Consider the following 15,462-nt stretch of genomic DNA (forward strand, 5'->3'; position numbering starts at 1 on the left):
AATCTTTCTATTCAACTTGATTGAATTAATTGATCATTAACCGTAAAAACTCGATGTTTGTCATGCTAATAGCTTCAATTTATTGTGTATATCTAGTCATTAATAGATAAAACGTTAAAAAACAGAATGATTGGCTGATAAAAGATAAGGAAAATCACCACTTGGATGAGTATGAACACTGACAGGCCAACCATATAAGGTATCTATTACTTCAGGAGTAAGAACTTGTGTTGGCGTTCCGTCGGCTTTTATTTCTCCTTCGTTAAGGAAAATCATCCGATCAGTGTATTGGGCTGCAAGGTTTAAATCGTGCAATACCACAATTACAGCGGCGCCTTGTATAGCCATATTTTGGGCAATTTGTAAGGTGTGGTGCTGGTGGGCGAGATCGAGTGCTGAGGTGGGTTCATCTAACATCAAGATACATTTATCACCGGCTTTACTGAGTTGTGTTAAAACCCGGGCAAGGTGTACACGCTGTTTTTCACCCCCCGATAAGGTGGGGTAGAGACGTTTAGCTAAATTGTTAATATCAACATATTGCATGCTTGATGCTGTTGCATCTTTCAGTTCAGGCGAAGTGAGCTGCAATGGAATTGCGCCTAGCTCGACAACTTCTTTCGCGGTAAAGGCAAACGATAATGCGCTATGTTGTGGAAGGACACCTAAGTGACATGCCAATTCTTCCCGAGCCCAATTATTAAGCGGTTGATCAAAGAAAGAAACCGTGCCTGATTTTGGCGTAATCTCACCACATAATACTTTTAACAGGGTACTTTTACCTGCACCGTTTGGCCCAAGTAATGCGGTGACTTCTCCTGCGTGAATATCAATATCAAGATGATTTAGCAGGACTTTATCACCGAATTGTAATGATAAGTCGCGAGCCTGAATAACACAGACTTTGTCGCTACTTGCTGTAAAATCGACCTTTGCTGAATGATTTAACGTCATGACATCTGACTCTTTTGATTAACTAATAAATAGATAAAGAAAGGCGCGCCTAACATGGCGGTGATGATCCCAACCGGCAGTTCTTGAGGCGAGAATGCGCTTCGAGCAATCATATCGGCAACCAAGAGGATTAATCCGCCAAGTAAAGCCGAAATTGGCAATAAGGTTCTATGATTTGGACCAGTTAGCATTCTCCCCACATGAGGAATAACCAAGCCAATAAAGCCAATCGGGCCACAAACGGCAACAGTCATACCCACTCCCGCAGCACATGTAATAATTAAATTACGTTTTAGTTTTTGGGTGTTAACCCCCATATGTCGAGCTTCAGCTTCGCCTAATAACAACGCGTTTAAATTACTGGTATGACGATAAAAATAGGTAAAGAGTAACCCGAATGTGCAATAGGCGAGAATAATGCCTGTCCATGTTGCACCAGCCAGTGAACCCATTGACCACAATGATAAATCACGTAAGGCTTGATCGTCGGCAACATAATTGAGTAACCCAAGCCCTGCGCCTGAAATTGCGGTTATCGCGACACCAGCGAGTAGCATGATCATCACCGATGTGCCGTTTTTATCTGTGCCTAAGCGATAAACTAAAACGGTGCTGATTGCGCCGCCAATAAAGGCAAAAATAGGCACAATAGCGAAGTTTAAAAGCTGAGGGAATGATGCGGTGAGAGGGGCAAATAAGACAATGGCCAATGCAGCACCTAAGCCTGCACCGCCAGTGATTCCGATGATCCCAGGATCTGCAAGCGGGTTGCGAAACAGTCCCTGTAGTACAGCGCCACATACAGCTAAAATTGCACCGATAGCAAAACAGAGAAGTGTACGTGGTAAACGAATTTGATGGATCACTAGGCTGACATGTTTAGCAAGTTCATGATCACCGGGTAATAGTGCTAACAAACTTTGTTTATAACTGATCGCCATAGGACCTATAACAATAGAAGAAAGCCCTGTAAAAATAAGTAAGGCGATACTTATTATATAAATATGATGGGCTGAGAAGCGTTTTGCATACATGTAACAACAACCTTACGCACGAATAAATAGGGAAGATAGAGGCGTAATTTAAGGATAAATAGCCTGATTAAGCTTTAAAGCTTCATTAACACTCTCGAGTCCTAAACCACCAATGAGCGCAGTACTTTTTATTGTGAGTAATGCATTATTTGTTGCAGCCGGTGTTGCGGCAATTAATGGCATTTGGGCAATAAGATCTTGCATGTTTTTGATCTTGCTAGCTGTACGTGTGCTCAACAAAATAATATCTGGTTGCATGGTAACCAGCGCTTCACCAGAAATAGGCTTGTAGTTACTGATTGATGTTGCAGCAGGGTTTTTAGCACCAGCAAGTGTAATGATGCTATCTGCAGTAGTATTACTTCCTGCAATGTTAATTGGGCGACCATCATGGATCATTAAGAACAAGACTTTTTTAGGAGTCTTAATATTGGCTGTTGCAGTATTAATTTTATCTAGCTGAACATTAAGCTTTTGTTTTAGCTTTTCAGCACGATCTTGATGATTAGTGAGTTTAGCAATCTGATCAATACGTGTAAGCAAATCTTTGACGGTTTCCCCTGAGTTAACAATATCAACTTCAACACCTGATTGCTCAAGTAGGTTAAGTGTACTTTGTGGCCCCATTTCATTAGAACCAACAAGGTGAGTCGGGGATAAAGACATTAAGTTCTCAGCTGAAAGCTGGCGGTGATAACCCACTTTAGGGGTTGATTTATCCACTAATCCTTTACTTGTTAGATCAACGGCGACGACTTGATCATTAGCATCTAAGGCGTTAATGATTTGAGTAACTGAAGCACCAGCACTGATGATTTTATTTTTCTCAGTTGCTGAGTCCGTACTTGCTTGCGCGTAGCTACTAAGTCCTAACACCAGCGTCAATAAAGAGGTTTTTAATAGAGAGAGTTTATGCATTGTTTGATTCTTCCATAAGTAGCTGAGTCGCTTTGATATTATTTTCTTGCAAGAAGGCGAGTAATTTGAGCATTTGTTCAACAGAGGCTGCTTTATCTGCACCAATCACAACAGGTTTCGTTGGGTTAGTTTTCACTTCTTGTAACAAGGCTGTTTTGAAGTCATCCCATTGATTGATTTTTTTACCTTGCAGTGCCCAATAAGGTGCTTCTGATACTAAATTAATAGCAATAGGATCGGCTTGGGTTGTCTGTAATGTTTTGGTTGCTGTTTGTGGTAAATCGACATCGAGGGCTTTAATTTTCACTGTGGCTGTTAACAGTAAAAACACCATGACAATAAAAATAATATCCAGTAATGGAGTCAGGTCTGGATTCATTTCCTCAGTTTGGAAAACGCTACTGTTGGCTTTGATCATGATGCAGTCCCATTAACGGCAGGGTTTTGTTCGCAGGTATCACAGGCTGATGTTTTCCCGTTTTCAGCGTCAACATTCATTCCTTCAAGCCAAAGATTACAACGGTTTAAACTGTGTTCTAGTTTAGCCGTAACATTATCAGCCCATAGCCCAAGTAGTTGTGCACCAGTAATGGCAGGAAGTGCGATGATCAAACCAGCAGCTGTTGTTCGCATAGCAAGACCAAGACCGTCAGCAAGATCGCTGGGAGTCACAGAGCCTGTTGAATGGGAAATACCGGTAAACATATCAATTAAGCCAAGCACTGTACCGAGTAAACCAAGTAACGGACTAATAACACCAATCAGACTTAATAAGCGTAAACCTGAACGTAATTCAGTGCGTTTTTGTATTAACCAAATAGCGGCAGCATCTTCACGTAATGGTTTAGTGAAATGGCGATGCGCAATTAACATCGCAATTCCTTTATAAAGCAAAGGGCGTTGCTGTTTTAGCTCCTCGGTTAAATTATCTAGTGCGTGTTCGTCGTGACGGTTTTGTTGAGCAAGGAGTGCTGTAACTTTTGTTTTGCCTACACCGGTACATAACAAAACTTGAATAAGACGCTCAGTTAAAATCATAACAGTGAGCACAGAACAAATAATAAGAGGCCACGCCATTAGGCCAAGTTGCTGGTTGAGGTTATCAATAAAAGGCATGATTTAATCCAATTTGAAACGAACGGGAATTTGAACACGGTGTGCAATAGCAATGCCGTCAACAATATGGGGTGAGAAGCGCCACTTTTTAATCGCTTTAAGTGCCGCATCATCAAGCACATTGGCACCAGATGATTTAACCAGTTTTTGTTTAACTTGATGACCATCTTTTGCAATCAGTACTTCAACTAAGACTGTGCCTTCAATACCACGACGTTTTGCTAATTGTGGATACTTCACAGCGGAAGGTTTCGTGGCAAACGTGGGTTTTGAGACCAATTGAGGTGAATGTGCTCCAACGGTTGTTTTTTTAGCTTTAGTTGTCTTATTTAATGCTAGTTGTGATGACACAGGCTGGCTAGAATTTGTTGGTTTAAGTTCAAATTTCTCAGTTTTTCGTTGGGCATTTGTTACGTTTTTAGTCGCTGTTTTTTTCTCAACTTTTTTCTGAATATTTTTCGTTACTACTGGCTTCTTTTCTATTTTTTTTGGGGCTTTCTTCGTGGGTTGAACCGGAGCTTTAACTGTTTTCTTTTTCTTTTCAGGTTGTGATTTTTTGACCAACTTTTTCATTGTTGTTTTTGGTGCAGGTGTGTTTTTAACAACCGGTTGAGGAGTCACGATTGCTGAAGGCTGAGCCGTAGCAGGTGCAACGATGGTTTCTGGTTTTATATTAGGTAGTGATACTAAGTTGACAGCCACACTCGTCGACTTTTCAAGAGGGACTGTAATGATCTTCTTCTCTGGCATTGCTGACACAATAAGACTGTGGAAGAGAATAGAGGCACAGCCAGCAATGAGATAACGTTTTATATTCACAATGTACGCCTTATTGAACAGATGAAGGAATGTGAACTAAATGTTTAATTGCGGTTTTTTGCATGGTGTATTTCTTAATATAATTCCGTTTATTCAATAGATTAGAGTTGTTTTTCAGATGTAACACTAATGTTTATAACCAGTATAAACATCATTATCCATGAAATACGAATAATATCAATTATCATTTGCAATATTATTTGATCGTTAATATCATGAGCACAGTTAGCCGATGATGTAAGACTTAGACTTGCTCAATTGAGAACGTTTAAGTAACAAAGGCTAAAGTAAAAATGCATAGAATTTATGGACGCAATAAATAGTTTTTTTTCTATGGAAGCTGGTTGTATAGAAAAATATCTAAAGAGAAGGAAAACCAAGGTGTTTGAGCAATACACTCGTGAAGAATTGAAATTGAAAGTCGCTGATTTATTAACTGATAACCCAAAACTTCATGCTGTTTCAATCGCAGAGCAATTAGCCGTAACAGAAGGTGAGGTTGTCATGTCTTACCCTGATGAAATGGTGTGTTTATTGCCCGGCCACTTAGCGAAAACAATCGTAGAGTCGTTACCTGAATGGGGACCTGTTACTACGATTGTGCATTCAATGGGCTCTATCTTTGAAGTAAAAGCGGCGTTCCCAAAAGGCAAAGAAGCGCGTGGATATTATAATCTAATGGGTAAAGAGGGCGAGTTACATGGTCACTTACGTTTAGATCATGTTTCGGACGTTGCGCTCGTCAGTAAACCTTTTATGGGGAAGGAAAGTTACTTCATCGGTTTTTTTGCCGTAACAGGCGAGTGTGTATTTAAAGTCTATTTAGGTAGAGATAAACATCGTAACTTGTTCCCAGAGCAAATTGAGAAATTTAAGTTGTTAAAACAAATTAAATAAATCTAGTCGAAGAACTAGGCCAAAGAAAAGCTAGTCAAATTGAGGAAGAAATATCATGAGTGAAGTAAAACAGGAACGTTTGCAAAATCGCCTTGGTCCTGAGATTAAAGAATTCCGCGAAGCATGCCAAACGCTACAATTAGCAACGGTAGATGCGAACGGTAAACCCAATGTGAGCTATGCACCGTTCGCTTTGCTTGATGATGGTTATTACGTATTAATTAGCCAAATTGCTAAACATGCCAGAAATCTACTTGAAAACCCGCAAGTCTCTTTAATGATGATTGAAGACGAATCTGCATCTAAAGTGCTTTACGCCCGCAAGCGTCTAACGTTTGAAGCTGATGTGAGTGTGATTGAACGAAAATCAGATCGTTGGCATCAAGGAATTGCTGCACTGCAAACGCGTTTTGGTGAAATTGTAGAAGGCTTAAGTGGGTTAGAAGATTTTTCATTGTTCCGCTTAGCACCGACTCAAGGTTTATTTGTTAAAGGGTTTGGCCAGGCATTCCAAGTCAGTGGCGATGATTTAGTAGATTTTGTTCATCTACAAGAAGGTCACCGTCGTGTTAAAGACGGGAGTGAGATCGAGTCAGCCGAAGAAAAGCTATAGTATTTCAAACTATTCTCTTATAAATGCCTGTGCTGAAATGTACAGGCATTTGTTTGTTTAGGGTGTTATAGCAGACTTTAGCGAAGTGTAAACAGCCTGTTTTGATCCTGATCATTCTAATTTGCAGCGAAACTTGAAGTCGCTGAAATACCTGTGATAATTAGAGCTAAATCATTACCTTTATTGCAGATATGGATTAACGTTATGACACAGGATAATAAAAAAGGCGTTTGGTTTGCGTATATAGCAAGCTTTCTTACTCCGTTTACACTGCTTACCTCTGGTATTGTGGCAATCATTTATGCAGGGTACCAATTAAACAAAGGTACTGACGAGCTTACATATAGCCACTATTACTCCATTATCCGTAGCTTCTTTTTATTCTTTACATTTTTTGTGGTATTGGGTGTAACAGCGGCAACAACAACGGGTATGGTTGCCGGTGCTGATTATTGGGTGCAAGGTTCAATGCTTCACGATGTAATGAATAGTGTGTTAAATGTTCTACCATTTGTTGGCGCTGCCATTGCTATCGTTGCTGTACTTTATTGGCTATTTAAAATTATTAAAGGCATGAGAATGCTAAGCGAAAATAAGCCAATGTGTTTATAAGCTTAGCCATTTAATGAAACATTAAGTTAAGAAGAAAGAGTAGCTAATATGGCTGCTCTTTTTTTTGAGGTGATTGACGCCGAGTAGTGCTGATAGCAAATTTTGTTTATAAAAAAGGATAGCGATAGTGCTATCCTTTTTTCTAAAAGTTAATAAAAGGAATTAACTTTTTTTGAATTGTTTCACTAAGCTATCTAGTTCAGTAAGCAGTTTCTCTGCTTTAGGATCTTGCTTTTTCATAGCTGTAAGTACATCTTTTTGTACTTGTTTGTCTTGCTTGCTAATTGCAGGATCAGACAGGATAGATTGCTGCTGTTTCGCTAATTCCATACGAATGTTAGTAAACTCTTTGATAAGCTCAGTACGCTTCGCATTAGATAAATCGTCTTTACGTGCTTCAAGTTGAATTTCTTGAGCGCGTTTGATTAGCTTCTCTGGGTTGTAACCTTTTTCTTTTACTTTGTTATTAAAAGCTGTTTCGTAAGCTTTTAGCTCTTTCACCAATTCAGGGTGAGATTGAAGAGTCTGATGACGGATACCCGCAAGCTCTTGTTGAATCACACCAATACGGTTAGCGATATTTTGCTGTTGAGCTGTAATCTGAGGAGCAGCAGCTGGAACAACGGTAGCCTCTTTAGCCATAGCAGGAGCTGCGGTAAATACGCATGCAAGTGCTAGAGGAACAGCTGCTTTTAGTAGCTTTGATTTTAAGCTTGATGCTTTAGTATGCATATGACTTTCTCTTTAATTATGTTGATATCGCTAATATACGATGCGTTTCAATTTGTATTGTCAGATGATAGTCAGTAAGCCTGAATATAGTCTGACAATTGTTCGCATTGCCTGCGTATTAACTTTTATTACTAATATCGTAAATCATAGTTCTACGCAAATAAATCGTCATACAATTGCAATATTCTTTTGTAGCATAGATAATTGAGGCTAAATTTTTGGTTATTGCATATTAAATGACCACTTTATACCTTTTAGTCTGTTAAGGTTTACCTCTTTATCTCGTTGAGTCGGTAAACTGATGTCGGTTGGAGCTCCTATGTGTCAAGATTGCGGTTGTTCACTCGCTGGTGGTGATCATCACCATCATCACCAATTACAAGCAAACCCTCAGCTTAATGATAAAAAAACCTTATCGGTAATTCACAAAATACTGGATAAAAATGATGTAGAAGCGGCACACAATCGTGCGCATTTTAATGCTAAGAATGTGACTGCATTTAATTTAATGAGTAGCCCTGGTAGCGGTAAAACGACCTTATTAGAACATCTACATCAGTATACGCCGCTGAAATATGCCGTTGTTGAAGGTGACTTAGAAACATCACGCGATGCTGATCGATTAAAAGCGCAAGGGATTAATGCCTACCAAATTCAAACGGGTTCGGCCTGCCATCTTGATGCGTTCATGGTGCATTCCGCGCTTCATCATATTGAATTAGATGATCTTGATATTTGTTTCGTTGAAAACGTCGGTAATCTTGTTTGCCCTGCGAGTTACGATGTGGGCACGCATAAAAATATCGTATTGGTCTCAGTACCAGAAGGCGATGATAAAATTGAAAAATACCCAGTGATGTTCCGCCGCGCTGATGTCGTTCTTATTACTAAGTGTGATTTATTGCCGTATTTTGATTTCAGTATTGAAGAAGCAAAAGCGCAACTACAAAAACTTAATCCTAATGTTGAAGTTATTTCATTATCAACCAAAGATCCTGAAAGCTTCCAACCACTTGTATCATGGATTAACAACAATCTGATTGAAGGATAATTATCATGTGTTTATCTATTCCTTCACAGGTGGTTGAGTTACATCCTGAAGAAAATAGTGTCACGGTTGATACCATGGGAGTTAAGCGAACAGTAAGCTGTCATTTATTAACTGAGCCCTTGGCGTTAGGGGATTATGTATTAATCCATATTGGTTTTGTGATGAGCAAAATTGATGATAAAGATGCCCAAGAAAGTTTAGAAATGTACCGTTTACTGTTGGCTGAAGCAGGGCCATTAGCATTATGAGTTTTGACTTAAAACAGTTATATCAAGGCTTTCGTGATGCTGATACTGTACTGAGTTTAGCCGAGCAGATAAAAGCCATAGCGCCACAATTACCTGAGCTTTTAAAAGTGATGGAAGTGTGTGGCGGCCATACACATACCATCATGAAGTATGGTTTAAAGCAGTTACTACCTGAGAATATTGATTTTATTCATGGCCCTGGTTGTCCTGTTTGCGTTATGCCCAAAGAACGTATTGATCATGCCGCTGCACTGGCATGCCAACCCAATGTTATTTTAGTTACCCTTGGCGATATGATCCGCGTTCCGGGTTCAAAAGGTAGTTTGGCGCAATATCGTGCTAAGGGTTGTGATATTCGACCTATTTACGATCCGCTTGATTGCTTAACCATTGCGACAGAAAACCCGGATAAAGAGGTGGTTTTCTTTGCCATTGGTTTTGAAACCTCAACGCCTATGACCGCCGTTTTAGTTGAGCTTGCAGAGCAACGCCAAATCAATAATCTCTACTTTCACATTAACCATGTTTTAGTGCCGCCTGCTGTTGATGCGGTAATGGCTGATCCAGCGGTAAAAGTGAATGCGTTTATTGGCCCGTCACATGTGAGTGTGATTGAAGGGGCGAAGATTTATCGTCCGTTGGTTGAGAAATACAATACTCCCGTAGTCGTTGCAGGTTTTGAACCTGTTGATGTGATGGAATCTATTCTACGTATCACTAAACAAAAAATCGCGGGTGAACCTGAACTCGACGTGCAATATACGCGTGCAGTAACAGAAGAGGGTAATACGGTTGCTCAACAAGCCGTAAAACGTTGTTTTGATGTGCGCGATAGTTTTCGCTGGCGTGGTTTAGGACCTATTGCTAATTCTGCGTTGAAATTAAATGCTGCTTATCAACACCGTGATGCTGAAATACGTTTTGCGGATTGCTTACCCATGACACCGATTGATGATCATAAAGCATGTCAATGTGGTGATATTCTTCGCGGCTTAGCGAAACCTCAAGATTGCAAAGTCTTTGGACGTGGTTGTACACCGCAAACACCATTAGGTAGCTGTATGGTGAGCTCTGAAGGTGCATGTAATGCTTATTTCCGTTACCGAGGCGTTTAATAATGACTGATATTGATTTAACAACCTTATCTACAACCAAGTCGATTCAATTAAGTCATGGTGGCGGTGGTCAGGAAATGAATAAGCTGATCAAAGGCTTATTCTTTAAAGCGTTTGATAACGATATCCTTCGTAATGAAGAAGATGCTGCGGTTTTAACACTGGAAGGTAACACGGCTTTTACTACCGATTCCTTTACGGTTTCGCCATTGTTTTTTGCTGGTGGCAATATCGGTAAATTAGCCATTGCAGGTACGGTGAACGACCTTGCGATGATGGGCGCAAAACCTCAGTATTTGAGTTGCAGTGTGATCATCGAAGAAGGCTTTGATGTTGCTAATCTAAAGACCATTGTTGATAGCATGGCAAATGAGCTCAGTATTTCTGGCGCTAAAATCGTGTGCGGCGATACTAAAGTTGTGCCTAAAGGGTGTGCGGATGGTTTGTTCATCAATACCACCGGTGTTGGCACTATTACTAAATCGGGCATTTCGGTACGTAATCTAAAACAAGGTGATGCAATCATTGTTTCTCGTGATATTGGTCGTCATGGCGCCGCTATTTTAATGGCACGTGAAGGGCTAACGCTAGAATCTGAACTTATTAGTGATTGTAATACCTTATGGCCAGCGGTTGAGGCGTTAATTGCCGCAGATCTTGATATTCATGCAATGCGTGATGCTACACGTGGTGGTTTATCTGCAGTACTTAACGAATGGGCTCAAGCGTCTGACATTGGTATCAATGTGGTTGAAGATGATGTGCCTGTTAGTGAAGAAGTACGTGGGCTTTGTGAGTTATACGGTTTTGAACCGTTTGATCTTGCAAACGAAGGAACATTTATTATCGCACTACCACAAGAACAAGCAGAAAAAGCATTAGAAGTATTAAGCGCATTTGCTGCGTGTGGTGATGCTGCCATTATTGGTGAAGTCAGTGATGATTATGCAGGTCGTGTAATCCTAACTAGCGGATGGGGTAGCCGTCGTTACCTTGATTTACCACAAGGTGAGTTACTTCCGAGGATTTGTTAATGCATGAATATTCCATTGTTGGCGCTTTAATTGAACAATGCGAACAACATGCCGAAGATAATGACGCGACCAAAGTGACTCGTGTTGCTATAAAAGTCGGTATTTTAAGCGGTGTTGAACCAGCGTTATTAGAAACAGCCTTTCAAACCTTTAAGTTAGAAGGGGTTTGTCATGACGCAATATTTGAAATGCAGATCCAACCCTTAGTATTATCGTGTTTCGAGTGTGGGCAAGAAACCACGCATAACGAGCGCAGTATTATTTGCAGCCATTGCCAGAGTAATCGCACACAGGTTATTGATGGCGAAGATTTGTTACTGATGCAACTTGAGTTGGAATAAAGCAACAATCCTATGAATAAGATAAAGGCAGCGCTGTCGAATACAGTGGCTGCCTTTTTTATTGTTGATACTGTGAAACTACTGAGTAGGCTGAATGCTTATTTGAGCGGTACAACCACCGTATGGGTTGTTCAGAAGCTCGAATTCATAACCGTATTTATGGCATATATCACGGGATATGAGTAATCCTAAGCCATATCCTTCCACACCTCTTGGCTTTTTCTCTAATCCGATTCCAGTATCAATAATCGATATACGTAATGGGGTAACACTAATCACGACTGAACCTTTCTCGGTGCAAGAAAATGCGTTTTTGAGTAAATTTCCTACTAGGATTTTTAAACTGGTTTTAGGAATTTTAATGTCAATAGAGTGGCTTAATTCAATACGGTATTCGACGGGCTTATTCTTTAACAAATGTAAGTGACTTTGTACTATTTCTTCTAATTCGTCTTTGGTTAACTCACGGCTTTGTAGCTCATCTAGATTTTCCTCACGAGTAAGAGAAAGTAACGTTGTAACGAAGTCATTCATTTCATCACAGGCTCTAGATAAACGATCCCGTTGCTTTTCAATAAACTCAGGGGCCAAAGAATGCGCTAATAAAGAGGTTGACCCCTTTATCACCATGAGTGGTGTGCGAAGTTCATGACTTGCATATCGATTAAATGCTCTCTCCCGTTCGATGGATTGCTTAATACGATCTTGGTATTGGTTTAAACTATCAACAAGCATGGTTAACTCTTGTGTTTTAACACCTTTGGGGATGACTATTGGGCTTAAATCATTGGCTGAACGACGTTGCAACTGATGGGTGAGAACCGATAAAGGATGGTTTAGGCGGCGTGAAATTAGCAGCATAATCGTCAAGGTGATAATTAAAAGTATGACTGAAATTACGGCTTGCTCGATATTCTCTTTAAAGATCTGATCTTCACTAAGCTCATAGATTTCATCAAAGTAAAAAGTGTAGAGATCAGCATGATGACCGTTACTATTGGTCATTAAACTTTTCATTACAAAATAGTCTGTTGAGTATCCATTAGGTTGGTATACTTCGATCGCCTCGTTATAGGGGAGATCTTTATCAATATCAAAGTGTTTAGGAACATTGGCTAAACCCACATAACTTTGGCTGGTGCGAGTTATGTACTGTAATTCTGAAGGTGAGTTTTGTAGCTTATTTATAATATCTTCAGTTTTGTGTTCTAGGGCATTTTGTGCATTTAATAATTCGAGCTCATCCACTGTTGACTCAACTAAAGCGAAGTGGATGGTGATCATGGCTATAGCGACAACAGCAAAATAGAAAAACGTTATTTCGCGTGCAGAGCGTAGTTTTTTCATTGTTGCTTATCTTCTTTAATCTGTTTGATGAGCTGGTAGCCCACTTTAGGGATAGTTTTGATATAGCTATGATTAAAGCCTTTGTCTATTTGAGTTCTTAATTGATAGATGTGGCTACGTAGTACATTGTTTTCAGGTTCATCATCGCCCCATAAGGTATTAATTAATTCTTGTTTTGTGAGGGTATCTGGTGCTCGTAACAGCATTAATTTCAAAATAGTAAATAGAGTAGGGTTAAGTGGTATCTGTCTGTTTTCACGGGTGGCAATGTGAGTTTTGAGATCAAGGAACAAATCACCAAATTGCAGTATTTGTGCCGCTGTGTTTCCTTTACGGCGACGGGTTAAAGCGGTAATCCTTGCTTCAAGGATCTCTAAATCAAAAGGCTTAATTAAGTAATCATCAGCACCCGTTGCAAAACCTTCTAATGTATCTTCACGAGTATCTCGGGCTGTAAGCATGAGTATAGGAGTATCGATGCCATCTTTACGTAATTGTTGACATACCATGTAGCCGTCCATACGTGGCAGCATGACATCAAGTATGATCAAATCATAATGATGTTGCTTTGCCAGTTTGTATCCTTGGATGCCATTGTTAGCGTAATCAAGCGTATAACTTTTAATTTCAAAAAAGTCGAAGATGATATTGGCTATATCTTGGTGATCTTCAATGAGTAATAATTTCATTATATTTAAGTTCGATGGTTGATCAGCACGCTAAGTAACGAGAAAAGAGAATAGGTTGTTAGGTTAGTTATTCTCTTTTCTTTTATTCGTTAGATTGATGATAGTTAATTGTTATATTTCGCAACTTCAGTTGCAAATTTATCACGGCATTGACTGAAAATATCTAATTCTGCTTGATACTCTTCGGTACTGACATCCATCACGCCCAGCATGGAATGAAAGATATTATCGTGAGAGTAGGTGCCCGTTTTGCTAGCTGCTTGTTTTAAACAGGTATAGTCAATATTTTTCGTTTGTTGAAAACTTGGCGACATCCATACTATTAACGGTACTTTGGTTTGGTATTCGGGGGCAAACCGATAAGGAATACCGTGCAAATAAGTGCCGTTTTCACCGAGAGACTCGCCATGATCTGAGATATAAACCAGCGCAGTATTATATTGCTCATTCAGTTGTTGTAGTTTCTCGATCATTTGGCTGATCACATAGTCAGTATATAAAATCGTATTATCGTAGCTGTTGATGATTTGCTCTTGGCTGCAGTTTTCAATATCAGCTCGTGGGCAATCAGGCTGGAATATCGCTTTATTTGATGGGTAACGTTGATAGTACGTGGGGCCATGACTACCAATTAAATGAAGCGTGATCATGCGATTACCACTTAGATCTTCGATATCTTGTTCGATATTTTCAAGTAGCGCCATGTCGTAACAAGTTGAGCCATTACACATCTCATCTTTACGGGAACGATCTATCTCGATCTTAGTAATATTCTTCGCGACAGATTTATCACCTCCATCGTTTTCTTTCCATAGCTGAGAAACGTTAGCGCGTTGCAGAATATCAAGGAGGTTATCTTGGTTATCCGCTTGCGAGCGTTCGAAGTTGTCTCGGTTCAAATTGGCAAACATGCAAGGCACCGAGACTGCTGTTGCTGTACCACATGCTGTTACGTCTTGAAACGAGATCATATTAAGCTCACGAGTATAACGGTTGGTGTTACGGTGATAGCCATTTAGTTCGTAATTCTGCGCACGAGCTGTTTCACCAACTACCATGATCATCAGTGTGGGTTTTGTTTTTGCCTGCGCTAAGGCTGCGTCACTTTGTTTAGCATCCAAACCTATGTGCTTATAAGGTTGTGGAGTGGTGAAATAGGTGTGTTTTACGTATTTAATAGTGCTGTAGACAAACTGAGTGGGAATAATCACTTTTTTCAGATAGCTATTATTACGTCCAACCGAAGCATAATCCTGATAATAAACGGCTGCAATTAATCCAACTACCACTAATGAAATTAGCATTGATACAAGCTTGGCTGTAATAAATGTAATAGGGCTTGTTATTGGCTTGATTGGCAGTTTATAGATGAGCAGTGCGGGTATGACACCCATTAGAAGTGTCCACATCGCAGAGTATAAGCTGAGATAAGAGCTGGCTTCACTGCTGTCTGTTTCTATGATGTTGGCAATCATGCCGTAGTCAAACATGACGCCATAATTGAACCCAGCATAACTCACCATACTTGATAAAATCAGCAAGATAATAAAGAACGGCTTGCTTATCTTTGGCCAGCTAAATAATGAAAAAAGAAAGTTTAAGCAGGCAAGAAAGAAAAGCGGGATCGTGATTACAAAACCAAGTTTAACGGTTTCAAGCTGACTAAATATTCCGATCAGTGCTTTATATACAGGTAAGTTAACTATGGCTGTAAAATACAGCGCGAGTAGGAAAGTAAAGGTGGCATAAGACATGCCACCAAAAAGTTTTTGCTTAATCATATTCATTGTTTATTTCGAAGGGTTACAAACCAAACCGATGTAAATAGCGGAATGATTTCCTTCTTTCTCCACGTCGTTATTCACCGTAAGTTATAAACGCTGAAAGGTGAAAAAAATGTTGAAGCGTTTTATCTCTAGTGCAATTTATTTAGAATGCCGAT

The 15,462-nt window shown here is 39.8% G+C and carries 18 protein-coding genes; 8 read left to right on the forward strand and 10 right to left on the reverse strand.

Annotated features, from left to right (window positions below):
• Nucleotides 1-114: 114 nt before the first annotated feature.
• From C9J38_RS06700 to C9J38_RS06725, 6 genes are read right to left on the reverse strand one after another with little or no spacing between them, the layout of a single operon-like run.
• The gene (locus C9J38_RS06700; protein ID WP_107206401.1) at nucleotides 115-954 is read right to left on the reverse strand and encodes a heme ABC transporter ATP-binding protein; all 840 of its coding nucleotides are present in this window, start codon (nucleotides 952-954) and stop codon (nucleotides 115-117) included.
• Nucleotides 951-1,988, reverse strand: a complete 1,038-nt coding sequence (locus C9J38_RS06705; RefSeq protein WP_107206402.1) for an iron ABC transporter permease — start codon at nucleotides 1,986-1,988, stop codon at nucleotides 951-953. Before C9J38_RS06705 ends, C9J38_RS06700 begins: the two co-directional genes overlap by 4 nt.
• A gap of 48 nt (nucleotides 1,989-2,036) precedes the next feature.
• Nucleotides 2,037-2,906, reverse strand: a complete 870-nt coding sequence (locus C9J38_RS06710; protein WP_107206403.1) for a hemin ABC transporter substrate-binding protein — start codon at nucleotides 2,904-2,906, stop codon at nucleotides 2,037-2,039.
• Nucleotides 2,899-3,324: a biopolymer transporter ExbD gene (locus C9J38_RS06715; RefSeq protein ID WP_107206404.1), complete on the reverse strand. Its 426-nt coding sequence runs from the start codon at nucleotides 3,322-3,324 to the stop codon at nucleotides 2,899-2,901. Before C9J38_RS06715 ends, C9J38_RS06710 begins: the two co-directional genes overlap by 8 nt.
• Nucleotides 3,321-4,022 (reverse strand): MotA/TolQ/ExbB proton channel family protein, encoded by a 702-nt coding sequence (locus tag C9J38_RS06720; RefSeq protein WP_005368267.1) that lies wholly within the window; start codon nucleotides 4,020-4,022, stop codon nucleotides 3,321-3,323. The genes C9J38_RS06715 and C9J38_RS06720 overlap by 4 nt, the downstream gene beginning before the upstream one ends.
• Before the next feature lie 3 nt (nucleotides 4,023-4,025).
• A complete protein-coding gene (locus C9J38_RS06725; RefSeq protein ID WP_107206405.1) occupies nucleotides 4,026-4,841 on the reverse strand; it encodes an energy transducer TonB in 816 nt (271 codons plus the stop codon).
• Between the two features lie 381 nt (nucleotides 4,842-5,222).
• Here C9J38_RS06725 and hutX point away from each other — a divergent pair, with 381 nt between their 5' ends.
• The 3 genes from hutX (at nucleotide 5,223) to C9J38_RS06740 (ending at nucleotide 6,963) form a co-directional block, all read left to right on the forward strand.
• Nucleotides 5,223-5,738 (forward strand): heme utilization cystosolic carrier protein HutX, encoded by a 516-nt coding sequence (gene hutX, locus C9J38_RS06730; RefSeq protein ID WP_107206406.1) that lies wholly within the window; start codon nucleotides 5,223-5,225, stop codon nucleotides 5,736-5,738.
• A gap of 55 nt (nucleotides 5,739-5,793) precedes the next feature.
• The gene (gene hutZ / locus C9J38_RS06735; protein ID WP_045130810.1) at nucleotides 5,794-6,351 is read left to right on the forward strand and encodes a heme utilization protein HutZ; all 558 of its coding nucleotides are present in this window, start codon (nucleotides 5,794-5,796) and stop codon (nucleotides 6,349-6,351) included.
• Nucleotides 6,352-6,555: 204 nt separating this feature from the next.
• Nucleotides 6,556-6,963, forward strand: a complete 408-nt coding sequence (locus C9J38_RS06740) for a hypothetical protein (RefSeq protein WP_107206407.1) — start codon at nucleotides 6,556-6,558, stop codon at nucleotides 6,961-6,963.
• Nucleotides 6,964-7,125: 162 nt separating this feature from the next.
• On the opposite strand, the gene C9J38_RS06745 is transcribed toward C9J38_RS06740, so the two are convergent.
• A complete protein-coding gene (locus C9J38_RS06745) occupies nucleotides 7,126-7,695 on the reverse strand; it encodes a hypothetical protein (RefSeq protein ID WP_107206408.1) in 570 nt (189 codons plus the stop codon).
• Between the two features lie 319 nt (nucleotides 7,696-8,014).
• On the opposite strand from C9J38_RS06745, the gene hypB reads away from it, so the two are divergent.
• From hypB to C9J38_RS06770, 5 genes are read left to right on the forward strand one after another with little or no spacing between them, the layout of a single operon-like run.
• Nucleotides 8,015-8,746, forward strand: coding sequence for a hydrogenase nickel incorporation protein HypB (gene hypB / locus C9J38_RS06750; RefSeq protein ID WP_005368248.1), 732 nt, complete (start codon nucleotides 8,015-8,017; stop codon nucleotides 8,744-8,746).
• Between the two features lie 5 nt (nucleotides 8,747-8,751).
• Nucleotides 8,752-8,994, forward strand: a complete 243-nt coding sequence (locus tag C9J38_RS06755; RefSeq protein WP_005368247.1) for a HypC/HybG/HupF family hydrogenase formation chaperone — start codon at nucleotides 8,752-8,754, stop codon at nucleotides 8,992-8,994.
• Nucleotides 8,991-10,109: a hydrogenase formation protein HypD gene (hypD, locus tag C9J38_RS06760; protein WP_107206409.1), complete on the forward strand. Its 1,119-nt coding sequence runs from the start codon at nucleotides 8,991-8,993 to the stop codon at nucleotides 10,107-10,109. Before C9J38_RS06755 ends, hypD begins: the two co-directional genes overlap by 4 nt.
• Before the next feature lie 2 nt (nucleotides 10,110-10,111).
• Nucleotides 10,112-11,143 carry a hydrogenase expression/formation protein HypE gene (gene hypE / locus C9J38_RS06765; protein ID WP_107206410.1) on the forward strand — a complete coding sequence of 344 codons (1,032 nt, stop codon included), beginning with the start codon at nucleotides 10,112-10,114 and terminating at the stop codon, nucleotides 11,141-11,143.
• The gene (locus C9J38_RS06770) at nucleotides 11,143-11,484 is read left to right on the forward strand and encodes a hydrogenase maturation nickel metallochaperone HypA (RefSeq protein WP_107206411.1); all 342 of its coding nucleotides are present in this window, start codon (nucleotides 11,143-11,145) and stop codon (nucleotides 11,482-11,484) included. The genes hypE and C9J38_RS06770 overlap by 1 nt, the downstream gene beginning before the upstream one ends.
• A gap of 78 nt (nucleotides 11,485-11,562) precedes the next feature.
• Here the strand turns inward: C9J38_RS06770 and C9J38_RS06775 are convergent, their stop codons facing one another.
• From C9J38_RS06775 to C9J38_RS06785, 3 genes are all read right to left on the reverse strand, one after another.
• Nucleotides 11,563-12,831: a HAMP domain-containing sensor histidine kinase gene (locus tag C9J38_RS06775; protein ID WP_107206412.1), complete on the reverse strand. Its 1,269-nt coding sequence runs from the start codon at nucleotides 12,829-12,831 to the stop codon at nucleotides 11,563-11,565.
• Nucleotides 12,828-13,520 (reverse strand): response regulator transcription factor, encoded by a 693-nt coding sequence (locus tag C9J38_RS06780; protein WP_107206413.1) that lies wholly within the window; start codon nucleotides 13,518-13,520, stop codon nucleotides 12,828-12,830. Before C9J38_RS06780 ends, C9J38_RS06775 begins: the two co-directional genes overlap by 4 nt.
• A gap of 104 nt (nucleotides 13,521-13,624) precedes the next feature.
• Nucleotides 13,625-15,307, reverse strand: coding sequence for a phosphoethanolamine transferase (locus C9J38_RS06785; RefSeq protein ID WP_107206414.1), 1,683 nt, complete (start codon nucleotides 15,305-15,307; stop codon nucleotides 13,625-13,627).
• Nucleotides 15,308-15,462: the final 155 nt, after the last annotated feature.

The organism is Photobacterium sp. GB-210 (assembly GCF_003026075.1).
Classification (GTDB): domain Bacteria; phylum Pseudomonadota; class Gammaproteobacteria; order Enterobacterales; family Vibrionaceae; genus Photobacterium.

Coding starts and splice junctions, on each gene's coding strand:
- C9J38_RS06700 (WP_107206401.1), bottom strand. CDS start 954: ATGACGTTAAATCATTCAGCAAAGGTCGATTTTACAGCAAGTAGCGAC.
- C9J38_RS06705 (WP_107206402.1), bottom strand. CDS start 1,988: ATGTATGCAAAACGCTTCTCAGCCCATCATATTTATATAATAAGTATC.
- C9J38_RS06710 (WP_107206403.1), bottom strand. CDS start 2,906: ATGCATAAACTCTCTCTATTAAAAACCTCTTTATTGACGCTGGTGTTA.
- C9J38_RS06715 (WP_107206404.1), bottom strand. CDS start 3,324: ATGATCAAAGCCAACAGTAGCGTTTTCCAAACTGAGGAAATGAATCCA.
- C9J38_RS06720 (WP_005368267.1), bottom strand. CDS start 4,022: ATGCCTTTTATTGATAACCTCAACCAGCAACTTGGCCTAATGGCGTGG.
- hutZ (WP_045130810.1), top strand. CDS start 5,794: ATGAGTGAAGTAAAACAGGAACGTTTGCAAAATCGCCTTGGTCCTGAG.
- C9J38_RS06740 (WP_107206407.1), top strand. CDS start 6,556: ATGACACAGGATAATAAAAAAGGCGTTTGGTTTGCGTATATAGCAAGC.
- C9J38_RS06745 (WP_107206408.1), bottom strand. CDS start 7,695: ATGCATACTAAAGCATCAAGCTTAAAATCAAAGCTACTAAAAGCAGCT.
- hypB (WP_005368248.1), top strand. CDS start 8,015: ATGTGTCAAGATTGCGGTTGTTCACTCGCTGGTGGTGATCATCACCAT.
- C9J38_RS06755 (WP_005368247.1), top strand. CDS start 8,752: ATGTGTTTATCTATTCCTTCACAGGTGGTTGAGTTACATCCTGAAGAA.
- hypD (WP_107206409.1), top strand. CDS start 8,991: ATGAGTTTTGACTTAAAACAGTTATATCAAGGCTTTCGTGATGCTGAT.
- hypE (WP_107206410.1), top strand. CDS start 10,112: ATGACTGATATTGATTTAACAACCTTATCTACAACCAAGTCGATTCAA.
- C9J38_RS06770 (WP_107206411.1), top strand. CDS start 11,143: ATGCATGAATATTCCATTGTTGGCGCTTTAATTGAACAATGCGAACAA.
- C9J38_RS06775 (WP_107206412.1), bottom strand. CDS start 12,831: ATGAAAAAACTACGCTCTGCACGCGAAATAACGTTTTTCTATTTTGCT.
- C9J38_RS06780 (WP_107206413.1), bottom strand. CDS start 13,520: ATGAAATTATTACTCATTGAAGATCACCAAGATATAGCCAATATCATC.
- C9J38_RS06785 (WP_107206414.1), bottom strand. CDS start 15,307: ATGAATATGATTAAGCAAAAACTTTTTGGTGGCATGTCTTATGCCACC.